This window comes from Candidatus Zixiibacteriota bacterium (genome assembly GCA_034003725.1).
Classification (GTDB): Bacteria; Zixibacteria; MSB-5A5; order GN15; family FEB-12; genus WJMS01.
This window is the reverse complement of sequence record JAVEYB010000002.1, coordinates 126,127-150,973: the sequence shown is the minus strand read 5'-3', so window position 1 is coordinate 150,973 and position 24,847 is coordinate 126,127. Positions and strand designations below refer to the sequence as shown.

At 58.4% G+C, this 24,847-nt stretch carries 20 protein-coding genes; all 20 read right to left on the bottom strand.

The window, feature by feature from the left end:
- Positions 1-78: 78 nt before the first annotated feature.
- The 20 genes from RBT76_03735 to RBT76_03640 all read right to left on the bottom strand — a co-directional run bounded on the left by RBT76_03735 (position 79) and on the right by RBT76_03640 (position 24,846).
- Positions 79-342 (bottom strand): hypothetical protein, encoded by a 264-nt coding sequence (locus tag RBT76_03735; GenBank protein ID MDX9856880.1) that lies wholly within the window; start codon positions 340-342, stop codon positions 79-81.
- A complete protein-coding gene (locus RBT76_03730; GenBank protein ID MDX9856879.1) occupies positions 332-2,278 on the bottom strand; it encodes an N-acetylmuramoyl-L-alanine amidase in 1,947 nt (648 codons plus the stop codon). The genes RBT76_03735 and RBT76_03730 overlap by 11 nt, the downstream gene beginning before the upstream one ends.
- The gene (locus tag RBT76_03725) at positions 2,256-3,287 is read right to left on the bottom strand and encodes an enolase C-terminal domain-like protein (GenBank protein ID MDX9856878.1); all 1,032 of its coding nucleotides are present in this window, start codon (positions 3,285-3,287) and stop codon (positions 2,256-2,258) included. Before RBT76_03725 ends, RBT76_03730 begins: the two co-directional genes overlap by 23 nt.
- Positions 3,284-4,027: a C40 family peptidase gene (locus tag RBT76_03720; protein MDX9856877.1), complete on the bottom strand. Its 744-nt coding sequence runs from the start codon at positions 4,025-4,027 to the stop codon at positions 3,284-3,286. The genes RBT76_03725 and RBT76_03720 overlap by 4 nt, the downstream gene beginning before the upstream one ends.
- 142 nt (positions 4,028-4,169) lie before the next feature.
- Positions 4,170-5,339 carry a pyridoxal phosphate-dependent aminotransferase gene (locus RBT76_03715; protein MDX9856876.1) on the bottom strand — a complete coding sequence of 390 codons (1,170 nt, stop codon included), beginning with the start codon at positions 5,337-5,339 and terminating at the stop codon, positions 4,170-4,172.
- Between the two features lie 16 nt (positions 5,340-5,355).
- A complete protein-coding gene (locus tag RBT76_03710; GenBank protein ID MDX9856875.1) occupies positions 5,356-7,368 on the bottom strand; it encodes a transketolase in 2,013 nt (670 codons plus the stop codon).
- Positions 7,369-7,434: 66 nt separating this feature from the next.
- Positions 7,435-8,025, bottom strand: coding sequence for a dephospho-CoA kinase (gene coaE / locus RBT76_03705; GenBank protein MDX9856874.1), 591 nt, complete (start codon positions 8,023-8,025; stop codon positions 7,435-7,437).
- A gap of 96 nt (positions 8,026-8,121) precedes the next feature.
- The gene (locus RBT76_03700) at positions 8,122-8,763 is read right to left on the bottom strand and encodes a hypothetical protein (protein ID MDX9856873.1); all 642 of its coding nucleotides are present in this window, start codon (positions 8,761-8,763) and stop codon (positions 8,122-8,124) included.
- Between the two features lie 78 nt (positions 8,764-8,841).
- Positions 8,842-9,525: a hypothetical protein gene (locus RBT76_03695; GenBank protein ID MDX9856872.1), complete on the bottom strand. Its 684-nt coding sequence runs from the start codon at positions 9,523-9,525 to the stop codon at positions 8,842-8,844.
- Positions 9,526-9,553: 28 nt separating this feature from the next.
- Complete coding sequence (gene polA, locus RBT76_03690; GenBank protein ID MDX9856871.1) at positions 9,554-12,271, bottom strand: DNA polymerase I; 2,718 nt, start codon at positions 12,269-12,271, stop codon at positions 9,554-9,556.
- Positions 12,268-12,879, bottom strand: coding sequence for a nicotinate (nicotinamide) nucleotide adenylyltransferase (gene nadD, locus RBT76_03685; GenBank protein MDX9856870.1), 612 nt, complete (start codon positions 12,877-12,879; stop codon positions 12,268-12,270). The genes polA and nadD overlap by 4 nt, the downstream gene beginning before the upstream one ends.
- Positions 12,866-13,795, bottom strand: coding sequence for an outer membrane protein assembly factor BamD (bamD, locus tag RBT76_03680; GenBank protein MDX9856869.1), 930 nt, complete (start codon positions 13,793-13,795; stop codon positions 12,866-12,868). The genes nadD and bamD overlap by 14 nt, the downstream gene beginning before the upstream one ends.
- Positions 13,792-14,436 carry a lytic transglycosylase domain-containing protein gene (locus RBT76_03675; GenBank protein MDX9856868.1) on the bottom strand — a complete coding sequence of 215 codons (645 nt, stop codon included), beginning with the start codon at positions 14,434-14,436 and terminating at the stop codon, positions 13,792-13,794. The genes bamD and RBT76_03675 overlap by 4 nt, the downstream gene beginning before the upstream one ends.
- On the bottom strand, positions 14,423-15,769 hold the full coding sequence (rimO, locus tag RBT76_03670) for a 30S ribosomal protein S12 methylthiotransferase RimO (GenBank protein MDX9856867.1): 1,347 nt from the start codon (positions 15,767-15,769) through the stop codon (positions 14,423-14,425). Before rimO ends, RBT76_03675 begins: the two co-directional genes overlap by 14 nt.
- Position 15,770: 1 nt before the next feature.
- Positions 15,771-16,394 carry an outer membrane lipoprotein carrier protein LolA gene (locus RBT76_03665; GenBank protein ID MDX9856866.1) on the bottom strand — a complete coding sequence of 208 codons (624 nt, stop codon included), beginning with the start codon at positions 16,392-16,394 and terminating at the stop codon, positions 15,771-15,773.
- A 23-nt stretch (positions 16,395-16,417) separates the two neighbouring features.
- Complete coding sequence (locus RBT76_03660; protein MDX9856865.1) at positions 16,418-18,733, bottom strand: DNA translocase FtsK 4TM domain-containing protein; 2,316 nt, start codon at positions 18,731-18,733, stop codon at positions 16,418-16,420.
- Positions 18,734-18,837: 104 nt separating this feature from the next.
- A complete protein-coding gene (locus RBT76_03655; protein ID MDX9856864.1) occupies positions 18,838-19,113 on the bottom strand; it encodes an HU family DNA-binding protein in 276 nt (91 codons plus the stop codon).
- A 166-nt stretch (positions 19,114-19,279) separates the two neighbouring features.
- Complete coding sequence (locus RBT76_03650; GenBank protein ID MDX9856863.1) at positions 19,280-22,774, bottom strand: putative LPS assembly protein LptD; 3,495 nt, start codon at positions 22,772-22,774, stop codon at positions 19,280-19,282.
- On the bottom strand, positions 22,767-23,957 hold the full coding sequence (locus tag RBT76_03645) for an alanine--tRNA ligase-related protein (protein MDX9856862.1): 1,191 nt from the start codon (positions 23,955-23,957) through the stop codon (positions 22,767-22,769). Before RBT76_03645 ends, RBT76_03650 begins: the two co-directional genes overlap by 8 nt.
- Positions 23,950-24,846, bottom strand: coding sequence for a hypothetical protein (locus RBT76_03640; protein ID MDX9856861.1), 897 nt, complete (start codon positions 24,844-24,846; stop codon positions 23,950-23,952). Before RBT76_03640 ends, RBT76_03645 begins: the two co-directional genes overlap by 8 nt.
- Between the last annotated feature and the right edge of the window lies 1 nt (position 24,847).

The window sequence follows — 24,847 nt, the reverse complement described above, 5'->3', positions numbered from 1 at the left end:
GTAACCTACAGGAAAGATACCGTCGTGGATTGTGTTGTCAATGATTTTATCGGAAAGCTGGGCGGCGCCGAAACGAACTCACACGAAAAATACTATCAACGCCGACAAACACACGATCGCCGTTGCCACATAACCCATTGTCCGACCGTTCCCCACGATCAACGCCAGCGCCGAATACAGAAGCGCAATCCCCAGCCGCGCCGTCGTCCGCTGCAACGCGGCGATCCCCACCGCTTCCGCCAGAAAGAGCAGCCCCCCTAGTATCAGCGCTCCATACAGCAACCACACCGGCTGTTTCTTCTTCTTGCCGGTTCCCGATGCAGGCACGGTCTTAACGGTCATGCACATACTCCTTGAGGAAGTCATCTATCCCCGCGGCAATCGCGCGCGCCACTTCTATCCGAAACGACTCTGTCTTCAACATCGCCTCCTGCTCCGGCAGGATCATAAAGGCGCATTCGACAAGCACCGCAGGATACTGTGTCGGTCGATTGACCGCAAGATTTCCATGATAAAAACCGTGATCGGGCAATCCCGTCGCATCAACCATGCGCCGGTGAATTGCGCGCCCCAGCGCCAAAGAGTGCGGGTGATAATAGTATGTCGATGTTCCGTGGTTGACGAACGGATTCACGCCGTCAGGCAGTGCGTTGTTATGTATGGATACGAACAGGTCGGCGTCGGCCAGCTTGGCGATTGCCGGCCGGTCATACAGCGCCACATGACTGGCGTCGCTGCGCGTCATGATGACCTCCGCGCCGCGATGCTCGAGCAGCTCTTCCAGAACCAGCGCGATGCCGAGATTCGCTTCGGCCTCCGTAAGTCCGGTCGGACCTACCGACCCGGGATCGGCGGAATGCCCCGGATCGATCACGATCCGTTTACCCTCGACAGACGGCAAGTCCTCCGGCGCCCGGTTTATCTGCAGGTAGAAACGCGTTCCTTCATAATACGTGTCGTATCCCCAGATCGGCCGCGAGGTCGTCACGACCGCTTCGTAGCAGCCCGGCTCCGGCTGATTCCACGTGATATGCTCGATCAGGGAATCCCTGGTGTCGTACCGGATCCAATCCGTGTCACTGGTCACGCCGAACAAGCGAACTCGAATCCGTGTCGCGCTTTCTTCGAATACCTGGAACACATGTTGGCCGGACAACGCAATCTCGACCCGTGCGTGATCTTCCTGCGCGTAGGTCCGAATAACCCTGACATATGACTTCGGCGGCAATATCCCCGGCGGCCGCCGTTCCACTGAAGTCTTGGCCGCCCACGCATACTGTGTTTCCGACAGCTGAAGTCGGTACCAGTCGCCTTCGGCTCCCACCGCCAGGGCCTCCACGCCGGCCGGCTGAAATATGGAGAAATAGCCGCGCCGGGGCTCGTGCCGAATGATCTGAACCGAGTCCACAAACCGCACCGTGAACGGAAAATCAGGGTCGTTCATAGACACCCGATACGCGCTTCGTCGCGAAACGAGCGGACGCAGCCCGAAAAACGTCGAGTCGCCGATCGTGCCCGTGATCGCTCCGCCCGTAAGCAGACGCATCGTCCGCAATGCGTCCTCCGATAGCCCCAGACGATACATGATGGGTGAATCGACTACGCGCGCACTCTCCGGCACCGTAAGAAACCCCCAGTAGATTCCCCGCATGAGAAGTGAGTCGGGAATCGCACCTGCTCCAAAGACCGACTCCCCCCAATACGCCTGGGGCCGTGGCTCCCCCTCGCTCATCGGCACGGAATCCGCCACCCCCGAAATCGAAAACCACGCGCTCAGCCCCGGCGTCCCGCGGAACGACACCGCAAGCATGTCGCCCCCGCGCAAAGACAAATCTCCCTGCGGCGGCTGGAAATCACCAAGGATCTGAACGGAATCATGTCGAAGCGGCGGTAGCGGCTGCGGAATGATCACGCTGACCGATCCACTCGCCACCGGAAACGACGCACCTGCGGGTTCGGCCCGCTCACCGTGCAAAGGATACGCATCCACCGTGAACGTTAAGTCGCCCGGCATCACCGGCACAAACGCGATCCACCCGCCGTCTCGATGGACCGGAAACGCGCTGCCCCCGTTGACCGTGACATAATACTCATCAAGTTCCCCGGATAGCCCTTCGGGAAGGTGACCGAGGACAAACGTCGAGTCTACCGCCCCGACCGTCTGCCCCGGCTTGGGATAAATGATCGTGATCCCGGGATTTGTCTGCGATGCGGCCGTGACACCCAGCCACACCAGCGCCGCTGCAAGCGGCAGCCTATTCCTGAATGTACTTCTCAACGACATCCCGTTTCAGCTTCGGCCCGCCGATAATCTCGCGATCCACCGCGATCGAGTCCTTGTCGTAGCTGATTCCGGAGGCGATATCTTCATCCAGCAACTGTGGACCGTCAAGATCATAATAATCGCCCAGAGACGACATGTAGATCGACTGGGCTATCCCGACCGACGATTCCACCATGCACCCGAGCATGACTTTCTTCTTCTCCTCGCGTGCCTTCGTGGCGATTTTGATCGCCTCGATCACCCCGCCGGATTTAACCATCTTGATATTCACGCCGTCGACATACTCGGAGAACGAATGATAGTCGTCCACGGTGCACAGGCCTTCGTCGATAAGCAGCTCGATATCCTCATTCTTGCCTTTGAGATGGGGCCACTCGCGAACGTTTTCCGGACCGGTCGGCTGTTCGATGACACGAACCCCGCTCATCGCGAGGCCGTGGATCATTTCTTCAGCCTGCTCCAGCGTCCACGCGCCGTTGGCATCCACCCGGATCTCCTTACCGCCCACTTCCTTCAAGAGAAGTATGATTTCGGCGTCGTGGGGAGACCCGAGCTTGAGCTTGATAATCGGATGCTCGGTATGCGCGATTTCACTCTTCACCTGCTCGGGGGAATCAATACCGATCGTGATCGAGTTGCGTATACCCACCGGTGATCCCACTCCGAGAATCTCCCATGGATATCGATTGGTCTCCCCCGATATGTAATTGAGCGTCATCGCGATCAACGCCGAACGTGCGGCCGGGTGAACGTCCAGTTCGTTCAATTCCTCGAGCGTGTGCTGGTCGACTACCTTTTTCGCCGTCAGGAAACCGACGCCTCTCCGGATATCGTCCTGGATATCCTCTATCGATGGCCCGTAGTACACCGAACCCGATGCTTCTCCGCTGTACCGGTTATTCAGTACCGTTATCAGGTTCGTCTTGACGGCCGCCTGCCCTTTCGAAATAACGAACTTCTTCTTCAGCGGAAGAGATACCTTCACGGTGTCGATTCTTATCATACGATTCTCCTCGCTTCCCGATACGTCCGGTCCAGATCGATTCGGTAATCGGCGTCATCGGGCGACAGCGACTGCTCCCTCACGCCCTGGCCCGCCAGGGAAGAATGAATCAAGCGCCCTCGCCCAGCCGCAAAACCGACATGGCGATCGAAAAACAGTAAATCGCCGGTGCGCACTTCGGCTCGCTCGACATGACGCCCCGCGCCGATCTGGTCCGCGGTATCCCGAGGCACGCTGATTCCGAACCTCGCGCAGATCGTATGAACCAGCCCCGAGCAATCGAATCCCGGGGTGCTGACACCACCCCACAGATACGGTGCCCCGAGGAAGCGGCGGGCCTCACGTACCAGCGCGGCGCCTGTCGGTACTCTGTCTCTTTTACCGTTGATCGGCGCAATTTGAGCCTGCTTGATCGCATATCGGGTACCGTCGGGCGTCGCAATCATTACCATACTGCCCGCCACCCCCTTAAGCGCAACTATCGTCCCATAGTAGACGATGTGGGGTGGCCCCGCGATTGTCCCATCGACCTCGTGGAGACGTGCCTGCAGCGCCCGGACAACGGCCAACCGCCCTGTCCTCGCCGCGCTGAACTGCGACCGATTGATTACTGCCAGTCCCCCCTGATGTGCCCACCCCCGGTATCCGATGGGATCTTCGACCAACACGTAAGCCCCGGACTCCTCGAGCACTCGAACCGGGGATCCAAAAAGCGTCTGGTGAACGCGCTCAGAATGCATGTCCGGACTGCGTCTGAGGTCGAGAATATTCGCTGAGACAAAACCGAATCTCATGTCGGTACGGTAGCGTGCCGCACGACGTCAATCAATCAAAAAAAAGGCCGGGCGAACCGCCCGGCCCGAACTCCGCTCCGCTTGACCATCAGACCTTGACTGCTGCCAGTGTCTTTTTGATGCGGCGGAGCGCCTCTTCGATGTTTTCGATCGAGTTTGCGTACGAGAATCGAACGTAGCCCTCCCCGTACTGACCGAACGCCGTTCCCGACAAACAGGCCACGCCCGCTTGCTCCAGCATGACTTCGGCGAATTCCTTTGAACTCAGGCCGGTACCGGTGATGTTCGGAAACACGTAAAAGGCTCCCTGCGGCTTCAGACACGTAATGCCGTCGATCGCGTTGAGGCCGTCCACAATTACTTCGCGGCGACGACGGAACTGCTCGATCATTTGGTCCACGCCGTCCTGGGGCCCCGTCAGTGCCTCCACCATCGCGTACTGGGAAAACGTCGCGGTGGACGAGAAGTTGTTGATCGCGAATGTGAAGAAATAGTCGGCCAGCTGCTTCGGCATGATCCCGTATCCCAGTCGCCAGCCGGTCATCGCGTACGTCTTCGACATCCCGTCTACCGCAATTGTCCTCTCCAGTGCGCCCGGAACCGACAGTATCGACTTGAACTCGCCTTCGTACACGAGCCGCGAATATATCTCGTCCGTCACGATCCACAAATCATGTTTCTTCGCCAGTGCGAACACCCCCTCGAGATCGGATTCCGTCAACACGCCGCCCGTGGGATTACCCGGTGAATTCAGGATTATCACCCTCGTCCGGGGTGTAATGAGTGCCCTGACCTCGTCGAGGTTGAAACGGAAATCGTGTTCCTCGCGCAGCGGAACCGGCACGGGCTCAGCCCCCAAAAAACGCGTAACCGATCGATACGTGGGATAGCCGGGGTTGGGAACTATCACCTCGTCGCCTTCCTCCACAAGAGCCATAATCGCTGCGAAAATGACCGGCTTACAGCCCGGCATGACGATTACGTTTTCGGCGGAGACGTTGACTTTACGGGTCCGCCGCACCTCATCGGCGATCGCCTCGCGCGCCTCGGGAATACCGCCCGACGGCGCATAGTGCGTGTGCCCGTTTCGGAGAGCCTTGTAGGCGGCTTCCGTGATATTTGCCGGCGTATCGAAATCCGGCTCACCGATCTGGAGATGGATTATCGACTTCCCCTCACGCTCCATCTGCTTGGCCCGAGCCAGTACCGCAAACGCCCCCTCCGATTCGAGCCGCCGGATTCGCTCACTGTATTTCATCTCTTCGTGTCCTTCGCTATATTCCGAGTAGTTCTTGTGCTTTGGCTGCGATATGTTCGGCGGCCAAACCGAACTTCCGAATCAACTGCCACGGTTCTCCGGACTCTCCGAATACATCCGGTATACCGATCATCGCAAACGGCAGCCTCCTTCCCCCCGGCGCGATATCGCACGCGATGATCCCGGCAATGCGGTTGCCAAGCCCGCCGACCTGGTGCTCCTCCGCCGTTAACATCGCCCCGGTCTCCCGGGCCGCGCTCAGTATGGCCTCTGTGTCGATGGGCTTGACGGTGTGAACATTGAGCACGCGCGTTTCGATATCGTGCTCGCGCTTCAGGATCCAGGCCGCACGTAACGACTCGGCGACTTCCGGACCGCACGACACGATTGTCAAATGCTCGTTTTCGTTGACATAATCCGATGCGACACGGACCTCGAACGCATCGACAAACCGCGCAGTTTCCCGGCGGAGTCGATACACGTTTGCCTCTCCGAACCTGAACGGAGTATCCGGCGTCGATATGACAGGTGTCGCTTCACGGGCAAAGCGAATGTATTTCGGACCGACAACGTCGAAAAGCAGTGCCCGGGTCATCTTCTCGGTCTCGATCGAATCGCACGGAACGCCCATATGCATGTTGGGAAGTCCCGCTATCTGAAACATCGACTCAAGCTCCTGGTGCGTGGCTCCGTCCGGACCGACCGAAATGCCGCCGTGGGCCCCTGCGACCAACACGTTGAAATTGCCGTAACAGACCGATACGCGGAGCTGGTCCAGATTTCGCGCCGATGCAAACACCCCGTACGTACCGAACACCGGGATCCTCCCTTCTTTAGCCAGACCGGCCGCTATCGTTGTCGCATTCTGCTCCGCCACACCGACCGAGATGAACCGATCCTTCCGTTCGGGGTGCCGTTTGAAAAAATCGGATATGGTGATCGAGTCGGAAATGTCCGCCCCGATACAAACCACCCGCGCGTCGTCGCCGTACTTGTCGAGAGCCCGCCCAAACCCCTTCCGCGTAGGATCCATTTCGACCGACATCGTCCCCGGGGCGTTCCACCAATAATCTCGTGAGAAACGCGGCATTGACGATGCCAGCGCCGCCTCGCTCCTTTCACGATGAGCGGACCCCTGGGCCAGCAATGACTCTACATCGAACGCGCCCGACAGCTTCAATTCCGAAAGCACCCTCTCCAGTTCCGCCCGATTCGGTGGCTTGCCGTGCCAGCTGACGACATTCTCCATAAAGGAAACACCGCGCCCCTTGTTGGTGTGACAAATCAATGCGACTGGCCGGCCCGATCTGTTGTCGTTTCTCGCTTGTTCAAGGCTCGATACGATGTCTTCCATGTCATGCCCATCGACCTCCCTCACGTCCCAGCCGAAAGAACGGTACTTGTCGGGCAGCGGATCGATATTCATCACATCCTTCACCTCGCCATCGATTTGCAGCCGATTCTTGTCGACTATCACAATCAGGTTGTCGAGCTTGTGATGTGCGGCCGCCATCGCCGCTTCCCAAATCGACCCTTCCTGCTGCTCGCCGTCGGAACAAATCACAAACACCCGATAATCCGCCCCGTCGAGTTTCGCCGCCAGCGCCACGCCCACCCCCACTGAAAATCCCTGACCGAGCGAGCCCGAGGAAATCTCCACTCCCGGAAGGTCGCGCCAGTGAGGGTGACCCTGTAACGGCGAGCCAAGCATTCTCAAAGTCATCAATTGACCTTCATCGAAATAACCGGCCACGGCGAGCGAGGTGTACAGCGCCGGCGCCTTGTGGCCCGCCGACCAGATAATGCGGTCGCGCTCCTGCCAGAACGGATTCTGAGGGTCGTGCCTCGCCACCTTGAGGTAGAGTGCGGCGCAGACGTCCATTATCCCCAGTGTGCCGCCGGAGTGGCCCGATCCCGCGGAGCACAGGGCTATTTCATTCAATCCGCGCATGTAATTGGCGCGTTCCTTGAGCTCGCTTAGCGAGTAGTCGCGCCGGACAGAATTAGTCGCAGCATCAACTAGTGCCATCTTTCTTCACCCATACACCCATGCGTTCGTTCGATGGAAGTAATAAGCTGGATTTCGAGTCGCCTGTCAAACCCTTTCGGATACATACGCTTGCCAGAACCGACGAAGCTTGCGCCTGAGGTCTGATGGTGTCCCGTTGTTCAGAATCACCCGGTCGGCCCGGGTTCGAAATTCGGCATACGGAAGCTGAGCACGCTGGCGCGCCTTGGCATCACCCGGCTGTATCCCCCGCGCCTGCAGGCGCTTGAGCCGGGTTTCCAACCCCGCATGGATAACCAGCGTAACATCGACCTCCCGGTCCATCCCCCAGTACAAAAGCAGGGCCGCATCAATTACCACCGGACCCCGCTTCTGCTCCTCCCGAATTCGAGACCGTAAACGCCGAAGCAGGTGCGGATGTACTATCATGTTGAGTTTGTCTCTCGAGGCCCCGGTAGCAAACGCGCGAACCGCCAGCTTCTTTCGAATTAGCCGACCCCGCGAATCAACAACATCCTTCCCGAATACCCGGGCCAGACGGCGGCGAAGCTCCGCCGATTGCTCCACGACCTCTCTGCCAATCAAATCGGCGTCAATGACACGGGCGCCGAACGACGCCAGTATCCTGGCCGCGGTAGACTTGCCCGAACCGATCTGACCGGTTAACCCGATTACCATGGCTGAAAGGTAGCGAAAAAAAAACGCCCGGACAAGCCGCCCCGCTTGCCGCAAAATCCCCCCGACATTCGGCGTCGACAGGCTGACCGGGACTGACTACTTCGACGGAACAGCGAATGAATACGTCAATCCCAACGACAGATAGGTCGGGTTGCGGTCCCAGTGGTAGTTGAATGTGATATCAGGCAGACCCGAGTCGAATACACCGGATGTGCCTGCAAACGACGTATAGAAAAAGTGGGTGACTTCAGCGTACAGCGATACGGACCCCGTAAGATGAACCTTGTTGCCGAGCGTCGCTCCAAACGAATACGCGTTCGCTCTTGTCGGCGCCGCGTTGAGGCGGGAAACCGGCGCTCCCTCCATTCCCAGCGGTCGAACGGTCGCAGCAGGCGAACCCGCACCCGTAGAAAACGACCCGAGAAAGGCGATATACGGTCGCCACAATTCGGAGAAATTCAGCTCGGAATAGGGCGCCACCGACAACCAGAATCCAAAGTCCGCGTCCGAATAATCCGCGTCTTCAGGGAAATACCGGTCCCTGGTGAACCCGACCGTCGTACGAAGCGCAAATCCCCTGGAAAAGAAGAAATCGCCGGTCACGGACGCGCCCATCGCCGAGCCCGCATGACCGCTGCCCAGGTTTACGACCGTCGCCGGAGAAATGTCGATTCGGTGGACTCCCGCCGTTGCCGACACGGCCAGCAGGCTGACTACAATCACAAACGCTGTTCTCATTGCATAGTCTCTCTCATACTCGTCTCCGCAATCCTGCCTTCAATACGACAGCCGCCGCCCGCTTGTTTCCGTCCCTCGTTATCTCAACTCACGCCGCAACTGGACAACTATAGCGGTCGGATTCAGCATCGCATCGGGCACGCCGGCCGACGGCGTCCATGACTCATGGTCCGGCGGCGGAGAACCATAGGTCACGACCTCTTGTGAAATCGTCACGCTGTTCTGCTCGTGCCGGATGGCGAGGTCGAAGAAAACCCCCGATGTCAACCGGATCGCCATCCCGGCCCCGATAACGAAGCCGGTCTCATTTTTGCTCGCCCGCCCCCACTTGTTTTCGAAGGAGTAATGCCGAATGCCGATCCCGCACAGCGCGTACGGTGAAAGCACCTCCTGCCGGCTCTCCAACCTGGCCAGCGCCTCCCCCATAGACGACGATCCCGAACCGGCCGTCCAGCTTCCATCGAAATCGGTCTTCTCAACTCCCACCCCTGCCTGCAGGGCAAAGCCGGGTTTCAGGCGGTACAGAAGCGCCCCCCCAACCGAATAGTCCCGCTCGATCGCAAACGATTCATCGGTCCGTCCCGCGTATGAGACCGCAATTTCGAACCAGCGCGACGGTCCTCCCCGGTCGCTCTCTCGATCGCCGCCGACGACTTCTACGTCGCCACGCCAATCGTCAGCAACATCACCACTATCCTGCGCCCAGCCGCCCGATGTCAGGCAGAGCAGGATCATCAGCACCGCACAGCCTGAAGACCTCATAAATACCTCCCCGGGGCTATGTGTCCCGTTACTTGCAGTCCAGCCAGTTCTCACCGATCCCGATATCGGCCACCAGCGGGACCTTCAACTTCGCTGCCTTTTCCATACCGGCCCGGACGATCTTCGTTACCTCGTCCAGCTCACTTCTATGGACGTCGAAAACGAGTTCGTCGTGCACCTGTAATACCATTTTGGACTTCATGCCGGCCGTTTTTTCAAAGATTTTCAGCATCGCGATCTTGATTATGTCCGCCGCCGTTCCCTGTATCGGTGTATTAATCGCCACGCGCTCGGCAAACTGGCGGACCGCCGGCTTCTTGTCATTGATATCTGCGACATACCGCCGCCGATTATACAGGGTCGTCACGTAGCCGTTCTTGCGGGCGAACTCCCGGGTAGATTCCATGTAGTCGGCAATACCCGGATATCGCTTGAAATACGTGTCGATAAACCGCTTTGCCTCGTCCACTCCCATATCGGTCTGCTGGCTGAGACCGTACGCCGTCACCCCGTAAATCACCGCAAAATTCGCGGTCTTGGCTACACGCCGCATCTGCGACGTCACCGACTCAAACGGCACTCCAAAAACCTCCGCCGCCGTGCGCATATGAATATCCTCGCCGGCCCGGAACGCGGCAATAAGCCCCTCATCCCCGGAGTAATGAGCGAGAATGCGCAACTCCACCTGCGAATAGTCCGCCGATAGCAACACGTGATCACCATCGCGCGGTACGAACGCCCGACGGATCTCCCGCCCCTCATCCGTCCGGATCGGAATATTCTGCAGGTTCGGATCGGTCGATGACAATCGGCCGGTCGCCGCGATCGTCTGGTTAAACGACGTATGCACCCGCCCGGTCTTCTCGGATATGAGCTTCGGAAGAGCGTCGATATAGGTGTTCTTCAACTTCGTCAACTGGCGATAATCAAGAATCAACTTCGGAAATTCGTGCAGATGCGCCAACTCTTCGAGCACTCTCACGTCGGTCGAATATCCCGTCTTCTTGGCGGTCTTCCCTTTCTTCGGAAGATTCAGCTTCTCAAACAGAATGTGAGACAGCTGCTGCGTCGAATTGATATTGAACGGCCCGCCCGCAATTCGATAGATATCCTTTTTGATCGTCTCGAGCTTGCCATCCATCTCGCGCGACAGCTCGCCGAGAAACTCCCGGTCAACCTTGATACCTGCGCGCTCCATGTCGGCCAGCACGGGTATAAGCGGCAACTCAATCGTATAGTACAGCCTCTGAACGTCCAGCTCCTCTATCTTCGGAGCCAGTACGCCGCGCAGCCGATACGTATAATCCGCATCCTCAGCCGCGTAAAAAGCGGCCTTCTCAACCGGCACCGTGGCAAACGACTTCTGCGACTTCCCTGTCCCGATCAAATCAGTGATCGGCTGCATCTGGTAGTTGAAATGCTGGAGCGCTAGAAAGTCCAGCCCATGCTGCCGCGCCGTCGGATTGAGCACGTATGACGCCAGCATGGTGTCAAACGACACCGGCGAGATTGTGACGCCGTGCTCGCGGAGAACCTCATAGTCATATTTGATATTCTGGCCGAACTTCTGAACCTTGGGGTTTTCGAGCAACTCTCGAAGCACCGCCATCGCCTCGTCGTACGGCACGTTGTCCGACCCTTCCGCCGTGTGCCGTAATGGCACGTAATACGCCTCGCCGGCTTTGCCACACAGCGAAACACCAACCAGCCCGGCCGAAAACGGATCCAGCGACGTCGTTTCCGTATCGACCGCTATCTCCTTGCGCTCGCTCAGCGCCGATACCACCTCCCGCAACCGGCCAATCGACGTCACCGCCACGTATGCCTGCGTCGGACCGACCGGCTCCGTGCGCACACCCGCATCGGACGACGGGAACAGCTCCTTGACGATACTGGTGAATTCGAGTTCGACAAATAACTTCTTACACGCTTCGAAGTCGGCGCCGCGCGCTTTCATGTCGTCGTACTCGAACCCGATCGGAGCGTCGGTCTTGATCGTCACCAGCTCACGAGATAAACGGGCCAGTTCCTCATTCGCGGCAATCTTCTCTCGCACCCCTTTCGCCTTGATCTTGTCCACCCCCGCAAGGACCCCATCCAATGATCCGAACTGCTCGAGCAATGCGTCAGCCGTCTTAGGACCGACTCCCGGTACGCCCGGCACATTGTCTGAACTGTCCCCCATCAAGGCCAGTTTGTCGATCACCAGGTCCGGCGCAACTCCGAACTTCTCTTTAACCTCCTCCGGTCCGTACAACTCGGCGGCCTCAGCTGCTTTCCGCGGATTGTAGATTCGCACCGCGTCGGTTACGAGCTGAAAGTAATCCTTGTCACCGGTGACACACCAGACATGCATCCCCTTCTTCTCGGCATCCTTCGCAATCGTCCCGATAATGTCATCGGCCTCATATCCGTCGAGCAGGTATGATGCGATATTCAATGCCGCGACAGCCTGGTGTATGCGCGGAAGCTGGTCCACCAGTTCATCCGGCATTTTCGCGCGCGTCGATTTGTATTCCGGATATCGCTCATGACGAAACGTCGGTTCCTTGGTGTCGAACACAACTGCAACGTAGTCCGGCTTCTCTTCGCGAAGAATCTTGAAGACCGAGTTCACGAAACCGAACGTCGCCGACGTGTTCTCTCCTTTCGAATTGATCAGCGGATTCCTGATAAACGCGAAGTACGCCCGGTAGAACACGGCGGAGCCGTCGATAAGGTAGAGCGTTTTCCCCGAGAGGTTCATGACATGTACAGCCTTCGTTCGAAAATGAATGCGGCGACCGCGTCCGGAACCAGGCCTTTCAACCGATCCGGTCCCGCGCCGGCCTTGACCAGCGCCCGGATCTCGCTCCCCGATACCGCAACTTCCGCCGTCGACACCAGTTCCACTTCGGCGTCTACTCCGATCGCGGATTCATCCATCGTATACCCGGGGCGCGCGCCAGCTACGATGCGCACCTCGCGCGCCAACTCCTCAGGCCTGAACCAGTTGCGAAAATCATGAATATTGTCGGCGCCGATTAGGAACGAGAAGTCGACCCGCGGATTGCGTCGCTTCAGTTCGCGCACCACATACAACGAGTAACCGGGACCATCAAGCTCCCGCTCGATATCACTTACAATAAACGATGGATCACCGCCTGTCGCAAGGCCCATCATCGTCACACGATCGTCATACGACGCCTCACAAAGCTGTGGCTTGTGCGGCGGCCGATACGACGGCACCAGCATGATCCCATCGAGATTCTTCAGCCGTCGAAGATCGGCTGCCAGTGCAAGGTGACCGTTGTGGATAGGATCGAATCGCCCCCCGAAAATGCCCCACGCACCGCGCAGATCAGGACTGCTCATGAGAGTGCAGTGCAGGTTCGCCGGCGGGCAGCTGCTCGAGATACCGCTGCGCTTTCTCGACTCGCTCGTCGCCGGGAAACGCCTCGATGAAGGCGCGAAGCTTCGCGGCAGCCGACGCCTGATCACCCTTGTCGAACGCCTGCTCCGCGTCGCGAAACGCAGCGGTAGCTACCAGCGGACGGGCCTCCGACGCCAGCTCGTGATCGGGGAACACCGCGACAAAATTCTCGAAGCCCAGCTTCGCCGATGAAAAATTCTTTCGCTCGTAATCGCATTTGGCGATATAAAACACCGCGCGCGGCCCATATTCCGTGTCGGTATAGTCATCGACCACCTGCTGAAAGTAGATCTTGGCAGCGTCCAGCGCCCGTATCCGATAGTACAACACCGCTGCCGAATAGAGTTTGTTCGCCAGCGTGTTTCGCCCCTCGCGGATGTACTCTTGTACCTGCGGCACAAGCTCGGATTCCGGATGGTCAACAATGAAATCCTCCATCTGCTTGACCGCCTCTTTCCGGTCCGTCTGGTCCAGACCGTGATGGTCCGGCGCCGACTCATACAAACAAACCGCCGTCATAAACTGCGCGTGCGTCGCATACACCGAAAGCGGATAGTTCTGAATAAGCCGGTTGAACTCCACCGATGCCAGCTTGTAGTCCTTGTTGCCCAGATATGATAAGGCCAGATAGTACTGCGCCGTGTCGACTACCGACTCGCCGGGGAAATTGAATACTATCGCCTGGAAGTACTCGATCGCGTAAAGATACTTGCCCCCGTTGTAGCGCTCCAATCCTTCGGCATACAATTCGCGCACCGACAGGTTCGTCAGTGACTTCCGCCCGCCGCACCCGGTAATCACCACAATCGATACCGTCAGCAGCAAGAGTGTGAACAAAACCAGGGCACGGTGTCTCACGCGGCGTAGTTCTCCTTGAGCATTTTGTACGTCTCCAGAACCTTGTTCAAATACGTCTTCGGCAACGGTCGGTTCTGTCTCAGGATACTGCGCACCCGGGTCTCGCCCATGTTGTACGCGACCAGCGCATCCCGGATGTTGCCGAATTTCAGAATCTGCTCGAATAAATGCTGGGTCCCCACCTTGATGTTGGTCTCCGGTTGGAACAGCGTTGCTTCCCCCTGCCACTCTATGCCCGTGCGGCCGGCCAGTTCCTCGCCGACAAACGGCATCACCTGCATCAGCCCGCTGGCCCCCACCGGTGACCGCTGCCCCTTGCGGAACGACGACTCCGTCAGTATGATCGCCACGATAAACATCGGATCATAATCATACCTGTCGCTCTCACTGTAAATCACATTCGTCAGCCGCCGCACCTCGTCCTCGGTGAAACCGATCTGGAAGTCGTCGATCGCCTTGAATATCTGGAGCTTCTCCTGCAGTTCGTTTATGCGGGATTGCTGTTCCCGAATCTGCCGCTCGAGCTCGAACTTCTCCATCACCATGTAAACGAGCAGCCCGGACTGCACGAGATAGATCACGACCAGAAGAAACGCGATCGGCCGTGACAAAAAGATCCCCAGCTTCTCAAACTGAATCATGACCCTCGTCTCTCACTGCATGGCCCACCAGATCGTACCCGTCAACGGCGTCGACGACCACCGTGCGTATACGGCCCGCCTCCAGCCCCTCGCCGCTCACGAAAACCTCCTGGTCGATTTCCGGACAGTCGCCGGTTGTTCGCCCGATTCCACGACCGTCGGCCCTCACGGTGTCAATGATAACCGACCGACTCTGCCCTATCAAGGAGTTATTTATCTCGAATGCGATCTCGCGCTGCAGATTCATCAGCCTGTCCATTCTCTCGACCTTCGTCGCTTCTGATACCTGCCGTCCGAAACGCTCCGCCGGCGTACCCTCCTCCGGTGAATACGGGAAAACACCCATGCGGTCAAACCGATAGCGCTCGACAAAATCGTACAGCTCGTCGAACTGCGCCTCGGTCTCCCCCGGAAACCCCACGATAAACGTGGTCCGTATTACGGCGTCGTCGCTGGTCGCTCGGATCCGATCGATCAGGTGCTCGACGTGTGTCCGTTCCACCCGGCGCCGCATGGCGGTCAGTATATCCGTATTTACGTGTTGAAGCGGAAGGTCAAAATAGTTGAGCGTTTTGTTCGGCGCCGCCATGTAGTCAATAAGCGCATCATCGAGAGCCGCAGGATACAAGTACATCAGACGAATCCACTCGATCCCCTCCACCAGTTCCAGCTCCCGCAAAAGGTCAACAATACCCGGCCGCCCCGGCAAATCGTAACCGTAACACGTCGCTTCCTGCGATACCAGGATCAGCTCCTTCTTCCCGTTCTGCGCAAGAAACCGGGCTTCGGTGAGGATCGACTGTATCGGCCTGCTCCGAAACCGCCCCCTCATCCCCGGAATCGCACAGTATGTACAACCGCGGTCGCACCCGTCGGAAATCTTGAGATACGAGTACGGATACGCGTCGGCGATGAACCGGTGCTTCCAGCTGATGTAGCCCAGCTTTCGCGTTTCCAGCTTGACCGTGCGCTCCGGTCGATGCCCGTTGCCACCGCCCACCGCCCGCGCGATCGAGTCGAGCGCTCCATGTCCGAACGCGCCGTCCAGTTCCGGCATCTCCTTGAGCATCTCGTCGCCGTAGCGCTGCGTCAAACAGCCGGCCGCCAGCAACTGCCTCACCCGCCCGCTTTTCTTGAGCTCAGCCAGCCGAAGTATTTCCGTGATCGACTCCTCTTTCGCGGCCGTGATAAAACCGCAGGTGTTGACGATCACCGAATCCGCCTCCTCCGGCGTGCCGACCGGCTGGTGCCCGTCATCGATCAGTCGAGCCGCGATATAGTCCGCGTCGACATCGTTTTTGGGACAGCCGAGTTTGTGTACGAAAAACTTCATCCTAATTGAGTCTGATAACGTCCACGGAATCCGGGAAATCCGGCTCAAATCGCCCCGGAGTACACTCCGGCGACGGCACGATACTGAGAAATACGATCCGATTCAACTCCCCGTTGACATCGAGGTACTCGATCCGGTCAATCGCCGACGTGTCCGTCCGCATGAACAACACCAGCGAATCGGGCAACCCGACAACATCTACCGACGTGCGAATCAGCCTGTAGACGGAATCCGGATGAATAATAACCGTTTTGAAAAAATCGTCAAGCCGGATAACAAAGGATATCTCCGTCGATCTGTCTACCCCGCCCGACAGCGCCTCCACCGTGACCTGCCGGTGCCGCACCGAATAGCTGTACAACGAGTCGCCGGTTGACAAATACTCATCGTCGCCGACCACTATCCGATACCGCCCGTCGCGCGCGATATCAGCACTCCCACGCGCCGTGTCTACCTGGTCGAAAATGTCCGACTCTATGATGGAAAGAAACTCGATGCGCGTGCAGGATCCCGCCGCAAGCGCTTCCTTGGCCGAGTCAAACCGGTCCCCGGCCTGCGCCCCAAGCGCCGTCCAACCGACCACGCACAACGCATGCACACCCCTTGCGATACCTGTCTTGCTCATACCTGCTTATACACGTCGTCAGCTTAGTTGTTGTCGGACTCTGAGGATGAAACAGCGGTGGGGCTTCCCGCAAACAGCGCGTCGACATACGCCTTGTCCACGACTACCTCGCGGGCCTTGGACCCGTCAAACGAGGAGACGATTCCCGCCTGCTCCAGCTTATCGATCAGGCGCGCTGCCCGCTGGTACCCGATCCCAAGGCGGCGCTGCAGTAGTGAAACCGAACCCTGCTTGTGACGGACAACGACCTCACAGGCCTCACGGAACAGCGGGTCGCCAAGATCAACCTCCGACTCCGACGACTCCGAGGTCGACTGGCTGATCCCGGACAACGCCATCATCTCCAGCCCCTGCTCCCTGATGAATGCCACGATCCGCTCGGTCTCATCGCTCGAAATCCACGCTCCGTGGACCCGCAGCGTCTCCGGCTGCCCGCTCGCGAGATACAGCATATCCCCCGACCCAAGAAGCTTCTCCGCCCCGTTTGCATCGATAATCGTCCGGCTGTCCACCTTTGATGACACCTGGAAGGCGATTCGCGCAGGAAAATTCGCCTTGATAAGACCGGTAATGACGTCCACCGACGGCCGCTGTGTGGCCAGTATCAGGTGTATCCCCACCGCGCGCGCCATCTGCGCGAGGCGTGTGATCAGCACCTCCGTCTTCGTCGAGGTCGACGCCATCATCAAATCCGCCAGCTCGTCGACAAAAACGATAATGTACGGAAGCTTATCTTCCTGCTGCTTCTGCTTCTTGTTGAAATCCTCGATATTGCGAACCGATGCCTCCGCCAGCCGCCGGTAACGGCTTTCCATCTCCCGGACCAGGTCCGTCAGCACACGTTCCGCCTGGTTGGGCTTGGTCACTACCGGCCGCCCGAGGTGCGGTATGCCGCTGTACACCGACAGCTCCAGCATCTTGGGATCGATGAATATGAAGCGCACCTGAAGCGGGTGAAGTCGATATATCAGCGACGTTATCAGCACATTCATACAAACCGACTTGCCCGACCCCGTCGCCCCCGCAATCAACAGATGCGGCATCTTCGCCAAATCGGCGATAAATGGCTTTCCCGAAATCGTCTTGCCCAGCGCCAACGGCAGGATCAGCTTCGGATCTCGGTATCGGTCCGACGCTATGATATCGCGAAGATACACCGACTGGGGTGACCGGTTGGGAATCTCCACCCCGACCGCGGCTTTCCCGGGAATCGGCGCCACGATACGAATCCGCTTGGCCCGTAACGCCAGCGCAAGGTCATCGGATAGGTTTACGATCTGGTTTACTTTAATGCCAATCCCCGGCTTAAACTCATACCGGGTGATAACCGGCCCGGGAAACGACTCAATCTCTCCCTCAATGCCAACGCCGAACGTCTCAAGCGTCTCCTTCAGCATCCGAGCCGTCAGCGTAGTCTCTTCCGCATTGACCGATAAAGACTTTACCGGATTCTCCTGAAGTAAATCTTCGCCCGGATACGTGTACTTGACCGACTTCACCTGCACCTGCTCGGCCGTCTTCTTCAGCGTCGTGCGGCGCGGCGCAGGCGGGTCGCTTTCAATCGCCGGCTCTGCCACAGACTCCGAATTGTCCGCCCCCAGATCATCGATACCGGCCCCCCGGCGTCCGGCGCGCCCTTCATTCTCTTCGTCCTTTGCCCCATCGTCCTCAGTGCCGTCGGCCTCCCTCCCCAGGCTTGGCATCAACGAGCCTGCCCACGATACGGCGCGTCCGAAAGCCCCTGCGACCGCCTTAAACGTCCCCGCCCCCGGAAGCTGAATCCGAACCGCGAGCAGAGGCGTGATCGACGTGTACATCCAGATGAGAAGCAGCACTACCCCGGCCAGAACAAGATACGAGCCCGTCCCCCCCACTACTTTGACCGAGAGCTCCGTCAGTTTTTCTCCGACATACCCGCCTACCGTCGGAGCTTCAGTAGAGAGTGTCCGGGCCGTCACGAGGTGAACGTTGTAAATCATCGAGGTGCACAGGGAAATCACGAAAAGCAGGAATCCATTAACCTGCAGGCGAACCGCCAGGTCGGCAGAAAACAGCCGGAGAGCCAGCACGAGCATCGAAAGCGGCACAAAATAACTCAACCAGCCCAGCAGTGTAGTCAACAGGAACGCAAGGTACGCCCCCATCATACCGCCCTGGTTGCGGTACTGGAGCTCAAACGGGTTGAGATGGCTGTCGACCTCCCCCGCTATCCGTGCGTCGTCGATAGACCTGTGAGTTACCAAAGAAACGAGAATGAGCAGGCTGAGCAGAAACAGAATTCCCCCCAACAGCTTTTTCCGGCGCGACAGCGCCCCGCTCTTTTTGGACTTCCGTGCCATAAGGCCTTACATGGTCGAGAAATCACCCCCGAAACGCAATTAAAAACCCGGAAAAAAAAGAGAGGCAGGGGCCAGCCCCTGCCTCGTCAATACCAGACCCCGCCCTACTTGCGCACGGCGTCTTTCAGGTTCTTGCCTGCCTTGAAAACCGGGACCTGCATGGCCGGGATGTCAATCGTTGCCCCGGTCTGCGGGTTGCGGCCCGTGCGCGCCTTACGCGCCGATACCGCAAACGTCCCGAATCCGGAAAAACTGACCTTCTGCCCGCTCTTCAACTGGCTGGTCACCCCGTCCATGAAGGCTTCAAGTGCCTGAGTTGCCTGCTTCTTGCTGATGCCCGACTGCTCGGCCATCAGGGCGATCATATCTTCTTTCGTCATGGGTTATCCCCCACTCTTTCTGTATGAAGGTTATAGGTTACAACTGGACTTCTGTAGCGTTAACGTGCGGAAAAACCGCCTCTGGCTCCCCACTGTCAACTAAAAAGCAGGTCGCATTGCCGAAAAACGTTGATTTGACGGCCTTTTGCCGTTGCCCGAAACGTCCTCAACGAAACTGCTGAAAGTACGAACTGGACAGCGGACTTTCCGAATTCTCGATCTTAATTGACGGCAGCGCAGTCACATACAGCCGGAACCCGTATCCCCGGTTGGACCCGACCGGTACCCAGAAAAACGTCCCCGTCCAACAATGCAGATTCTTGACGATACTCACCTGGCTGTTGACTGTCCGCGACCGCCCAAAGTCGTAGTAGTGTGAGTAATCCACCGCCGTCGTCGGCGTCAGGTTGAAACGAAGATTGAACCGAAGAAACGCTTGCTTGTTGTAGTTGCCGCCGTGATACCCCGACTCCGAAAACGTATAGGCCACCGACAGATTCCATCCCCGCGATCCCCCCACCGACCCTGCCGCCGGCGACGGCGCCAGCTGCGATGCCGAATCTGCACCTGCCGGCAGCGCCGAACGCTCCGGGGGATCAAACAGCGAAGATTGCCCTGCCAGCGTCATTGAAGCGCTGAAATCAAACGACTGCAGGTACGGAGAGAAGAAGTCCAGGTCGTCGGTACCCGGCCTGTACAGCGAGTGGCGAAGATTCCCGTAGAAATTGATATTGGGCAGCACCGATGATTGGAAGCTCGTGCTCAGATCCGAGAACGGGCGTTCAGGTCTCTCGATATTATAGCTGAACCCGTGCGTGATCGATACCAGTTCGAGATTACGTTCCGCTTCCCCGCTTGCGACTTTGGCCTGGTACAGGTGGTTCACGCTGAACGAAAGCACCGAACTGGTGGACGCACTTCCCGCTCCCCCGCCCGCATAGCTTCGCACCTTCGGATGGAGATTCACTTCCGGCGTGTACGAATACGTCAGCCCGGGGCTGATCACCTGCCGAAGACCCATCAGCCCCGCCACGTTGGGGTACACCGTCCCGTACACCTTGGTATTCATGTTTGCAGAGAAGCTGTATTGGTAGGTGCGATACTGCGCGGCATCGAGCCCCGCCGCCCGAAGCTGATCCGTCTCGTACAAATTAAACCACGTTTCACGATAGTTGATGCTCGGGTTGAAAATAACATGCGACAGCAGCCTCTGCGGTGCGCTGACCGATATGGTGTGGTTCATTCGGCTGTACTGCTTGCGGCTTCGGTAAGACAACGTATCCTGCGACAGCAGGGTGGAATCAACGCCGCCGGGTGTCACGGTCGTGTCAATCACGATCGTCGTGTCGTCTACCACCGTTGTGTCGAAAACCGTATCCGGGGGAGTCACGACCACGTCATACACCGGGTTTTTGATCGAGTCGACCGTTATACGGCTCGAGTAGTTGACAAAGTCCGGGCGATACGTCACGACAATCTCATTATACCACGACCGCTGTAGCTGGCCGGAGGCGTCTTTCATTCCCTGGCCGAAAGGGTTCCATGACGGCAGTGTCACGCTCGCCGTCGGAAGCTGGTCCACCCGCGACTCTTCATCGAGATCGACATCGTGCGATGCCTTACCGGATATCGAAACGCGCGGGCCGAACCGCTTGGTGAAATTGACCTCCGAACGCGTATTGCGATTCAGGCGGTCTTCCAGATCGGTTGAAAAGTCGTTGTAATACGTCGCGTCGGACTGGTACTCGCCGCTCGCGGCGATTCTAAACGACGGCGAGATCTCGTGGTTGTGCGCTCCCTTCAGCGCCCACCGCGTGCGATTGAATTCCTGCGTCGTACTGCGTGAATAGTCGGTCTCCCTCGCGTAATTCAACGTCGCATTCCCGTTGAACATATATCGCTTGTTCCACGTCAGCTTGCTGAACAGATTGATTGTTCGGTCGCGCTCGAAATAGTCTATTGCCCCCTGCCAGTCCCAGTATTCCGACGCCGCCCAGTAGTACCCGACATTCCGTACATATCGCTCGCCCCGCTCGAAATTGCCGAACGTAAACGGCAGAAATCCCGAGTGCCTCCCCTTCTTCAGCGGAAAGACGTAATACGGCAGCGCGAGAAGCGGAAGCCGCCCCAGATAGAAAACGACCGGCCGCGCGATCAGCTTGTCGTCCTCCATCAGTTTCATGTTCTTGGAGTAGAAATGAAAGTGAGGCTCCTCCGCGTCACACGTCGTATACCGCCCGTCCTCCACATAAAAAACGTCTTTCGTCGACCGGAACACACGATTGCCATAATAAAAACCCGTCTCGTAGTCGGACTTGGACCGGACGATCCGCCCCTTTTCGGTATCGATTGAGTATTCCAGGAAGTCCCCGAAGATCTCCTCCTCGCCGTCTTTCAAAATCACCGGTATAGGGTTTGGCTGCAGCGTGGCAATCAGGCTGTACGCATCACGAACGGAGTCGGACACGACATCGGCCGAGTACGCCCGAATCACCCGCTGATCGGTGAAGAAATCGATCTGGTGAGCGTCGAGTGTGACGTCGCCCGAGGTCACGTGCGAGGTATGCAGCAGCGTGATGACGGAGTCGTCGAGATTGTACCGAATGTACGAAGCGTTGTAATCTATCGTGTCGGTCGCCGTCGATGTGCTCGAATCGGTCTGGACGATCGTGCTGCTGAGATATGACCCCACCGCACCGCCGATCACCTCCACCCTGCTCAACCGTTCGTTTTTTGTGGTGAAGTAGATCGTATCGCCCGATACGCTGTTCTCGGTGAGCTCCGGCTTGCCTCGCGCCGACGGGTAATACCACGAATACGCCTGCCCCCAGCAGGTCACCTTGTCGATCTCTCCGCCCGCGAAGTCGATAATCAACCGTCGCCCGGTGAGAATCGACTGGTCGAATAGCGAGCTGTCGTCGGACAGCGGCTCCTTGAAATCTCCCCGCGCGGAGTCTACCACGTCGATCTGTCGCAGCACGTTCGCGAACATGTCGAACGAAATAAGCGACCCCGAAATGACCGACTCCCGCCGGCGGGCCACCGGCGTATCAAAGAGATCGAGCACCATCTCCCGGCGGTCGAAAATGGCGCACCCCGAGGTGGTGCTCATATCCTGCGCCGTAATCGACACCTCGCCGCTGGCCTGCGCCGTCTGCGTACGCGTGTCATAATCTATCCGGTCGGCTACCACCTCGATCATTGCCGCCGTGTCCGGGTAGTTGAGCAGCATGGTCGGGCGTTCTTCCATCCGATAGTAATCACCCTCACGATCGAAATAGGCGTGCCGACCCGTCGCAAACAACGAGTCCCGAAGCGACCACAACTCCACATACGAACCCCGTGCGAGCGCTTCGCGCGTCGACAGATTGTACGAAACCGAATCGGCCACCAAATGGTAATCCTGCTCGTCGATTATGACGTTGCCGCGCAGCTTGACGCTGTGCCCCTTGCGCCATACTGCCGAATCACAATAGATGACCCCCGTACCCGTCTCGAATATGACGTTTCCTGAAACATAGTGCGTTTCCGGATTGAATACGATTTCGAGATGGTCGGCATGCTGCAGGAAAAAACGCGATGACTGCCCGTGCACCGCTCCCGCCAGTACGACCACCAGAGCGACAAGCAACAGCCCGTATACCCGGCGCCCATCACCCATTCTCGAGGGCCTCCAGAAATGCCGCCCGGCATTTCTCCAACGTCGCTGAATCCACGCCTCCGATCTGAGCGGCCGATACTCCGCCGCCGCCGCGAAGACCCGTCTTGGCACAGATCGCCTGCGCCAGCCGGCCCGCGTGCCGACCCGAATGCTCTCCCACCGCAAGCACCATCCGCCCGTCGACAACCAACGCGACTACGCCGCCGATCTCGCCGGCAACTTCGCCGGCCAATGCCGACGCCAATGAGCTGTCTACATCGACAATCTCTTCCACCACAATCGGCGTCTCCGCGTGCATGAACTGCCGCGATACGAGCTCGGCGGCTTTCACCGGCAACAACTGCCGCTGCAAAAGCGTGAGGCGGCGTTTCAAGTCCCGGTTCTCCGTCAGCAGTTTCTCCGTGTTGGACGGCAGATCGGAAACTCCGCAGGTCATCATCCCGGATACCTTCTCCGTCACATCGAATCGCCGCCGATAATCGGCCAACGCCTGAACCCCGGCCAGAAACCTGACAAGCACGTGACCGCGCAGCTTCTCCGTGCCGACCAACTTGACTATTCCCACTTCCGCGGTCGTCCCGCAATGCGTACCGCCGCACGCGGACCAGTCAAGATCGCCGACTCGTATAACGCGAATCACGCCGCTGCGCTCCGGCGCCTTTCGCAAGGGAAGCTCCGATGCCTGCGCGTCCGAGACCATCATGATCTCGATCGTCTCGTTGGCGCGGACCAGGCGATTCACTTCCTGCTCCACGCGGTCACGGTCCTCCGCCGAAATCGACGGTGTATCAAGCTCGACCGCACCATAGTCTTCACCAAGATGGACGGAAACCGTCGCATAACCGAACATCCGCTCGAACAGCGCGCTTATCATGTGCTGTGCGGTATGCTGCTGGCGATGCCGCCAGCGCCGCTCGACGTCAATCCGACCCGTCACGATACCGCCCGTCTCGCCGACCGACTCCCGCAAAATGTGGCGTATTTCCCCGGTTTCACTCTCCACCACGTCCACCACCGCCTCCCCGTTGATCTCACCGCGATCGGCCATTTGTCCACCGGATTCGGGATAAAACGCCGTGCGATCCAACTCCACCCAGACCCGGCCCCCCTCAGTCCCGCACGCCGTGATCGTCGCGTCGAACTCGGCCAGCGCCGGATCCGTATAATACAGGCGTTCAGTCAAGGCTCAACTCCATCTGCGCCGAAGCGAACAGGTCCGGATACGTGACACGGAACAGCCGGCCGATCGTAGCCGTGAACAACAGCGACTGCCCGGTCCGAACAAACGCACTGATCTGAAACAACACCGCCTCCAACAGCACTCCACCGAGCCCCGGCAGGCCACCGGTAACACCCAGCGATCCGGCCTCCATCGCCAACCACACGATCACAAACGGGACGAAAAACAACAGATAATATCCATACATTCTTACACCGCGCGAACGAACAAAGTCGACTGCCCCGGACACGAGAGCCCCAAAGGGCTCACCGGGACAGGCCGCCCGTCGATACCGTAGCGCCTCCGAAAACACCACCCCCAAAAGCACGAACGCCCCGACAATCACGAGCCGCAGCCCCGACGACGCCAGATACTCGCTGCCAAAATATCCGAAAAGCCGGCCCGGAACAACCGCCGAAACCGCATGCCCGACAAACACGAGCACCAGGTACACCGGTAACATCACTCCGCTGATGGCGAGATGACTGAAAAACCCTGCCCCTGAGTCGCGCCAGAATCCCTCTCGCCGGTCGTCCGCCCCCTTCAGGTAGACCGCATACAGCCCCCCGTTGAGAAATTGACGGATCAGAAATCCTGCAACGACAAACGACCCCAGAGTCACCAGAAACGCCACCGCCGCTCCGTCCCGGGCCGCAATCATTTCTACGATCACATCCAGCGACCACGACTGCTCGATCAGCGTCCCCGCCCGGGAATGCTCCAGCCCGTAGCCGAACACCAGCCACACCGGCGCCGTGAACAGAAGCGAGAGAATCAGTTTGACCGCGTACAACGCCGGCCACAGTCGTCCGTGCTCTCGAAAATTGGCCCAACCCGCCGCAACCGTCGCCATA

Bases quoted from the DNA above. Each gene is read 5' to 3' on its own strand.
- RBT76_03735 (MDX9856880.1), bottom strand. From the start codon at position 342: ATGACCGTTAAGACCGTGCCTGCATCGGGAACCGGCAAGAAGAAGAAA.
- RBT76_03725 (MDX9856878.1), bottom strand. From the start codon at position 3,287: ATGATAAGAATCGACACCGTGAAGGTATCTCTTCCGCTGAAGAAGAAG.
- RBT76_03720 (MDX9856877.1), bottom strand. From the start codon at position 4,027: ATGCATTCTGAGCGCGTTCACCAGACGCTTTTTGGATCCCCGGTTCGA.
- RBT76_03715 (MDX9856876.1), bottom strand. From the start codon at position 5,339: ATGAAATACAGTGAGCGAATCCGGCGGCTCGAATCGGAGGGGGCGTTT.
- RBT76_03710 (MDX9856875.1), bottom strand. From the start codon at position 7,368: ATGGCACTAGTTGATGCTGCGACTAATTCTGTCCGGCGCGACTACTCG.
- coaE (MDX9856874.1), bottom strand. From the start codon at position 8,025: ATGGTAATCGGGTTAACCGGTCAGATCGGTTCGGGCAAGTCTACCGCG.
- RBT76_03700 (MDX9856873.1), bottom strand. From the start codon at position 8,763: ATGAGAACAGCGTTTGTGATTGTAGTCAGCCTGCTGGCCGTGTCGGCA.
- RBT76_03695 (MDX9856872.1), bottom strand. From the start codon at position 9,525: ATGAGGTCTTCAGGCTGTGCGGTGCTGATGATCCTGCTCTGCCTGACA.
- polA (MDX9856871.1), bottom strand. From the start codon at position 12,271: ATGAACCTCTCGGGGAAAACGCTCTACCTTATCGACGGCTCCGCCGTG.
- nadD (MDX9856870.1), bottom strand. From the start codon at position 12,879: ATGAGCAGTCCTGATCTGCGCGGTGCGTGGGGCATTTTCGGGGGGCGA.
- RBT76_03675 (MDX9856868.1), bottom strand. From the start codon at position 14,436: ATGATTCAGTTTGAGAAGCTGGGGATCTTTTTGTCACGGCCGATCGCG.
- rimO (MDX9856867.1), bottom strand. From the start codon at position 15,769: ATGAAGTTTTTCGTACACAAACTCGGCTGTCCCAAAAACGATGTCGAC.
- RBT76_03665 (MDX9856866.1), bottom strand. From the start codon at position 16,394: ATGAGCAAGACAGGTATCGCAAGGGGTGTGCATGCGTTGTGCGTGGTC.
- RBT76_03660 (MDX9856865.1), bottom strand. From the start codon at position 18,733: ATGGCACGGAAGTCCAAAAAGAGCGGGGCGCTGTCGCGCCGGAAAAAG.
- RBT76_03655 (MDX9856864.1), bottom strand. From the start codon at position 19,113: ATGACGAAAGAAGATATGATCGCCCTGATGGCCGAGCAGTCGGGCATC.
- RBT76_03650 (MDX9856863.1), bottom strand. From the start codon at position 22,774: ATGGGTGATGGGCGCCGGGTATACGGGCTGTTGCTTGTCGCTCTGGTG.
- RBT76_03640 (MDX9856861.1), bottom strand. From the start codon at position 24,846: ATGGCGACGGTTGCGGCGGGTTGGGCCAATTTTCGAGAGCACGGACGA.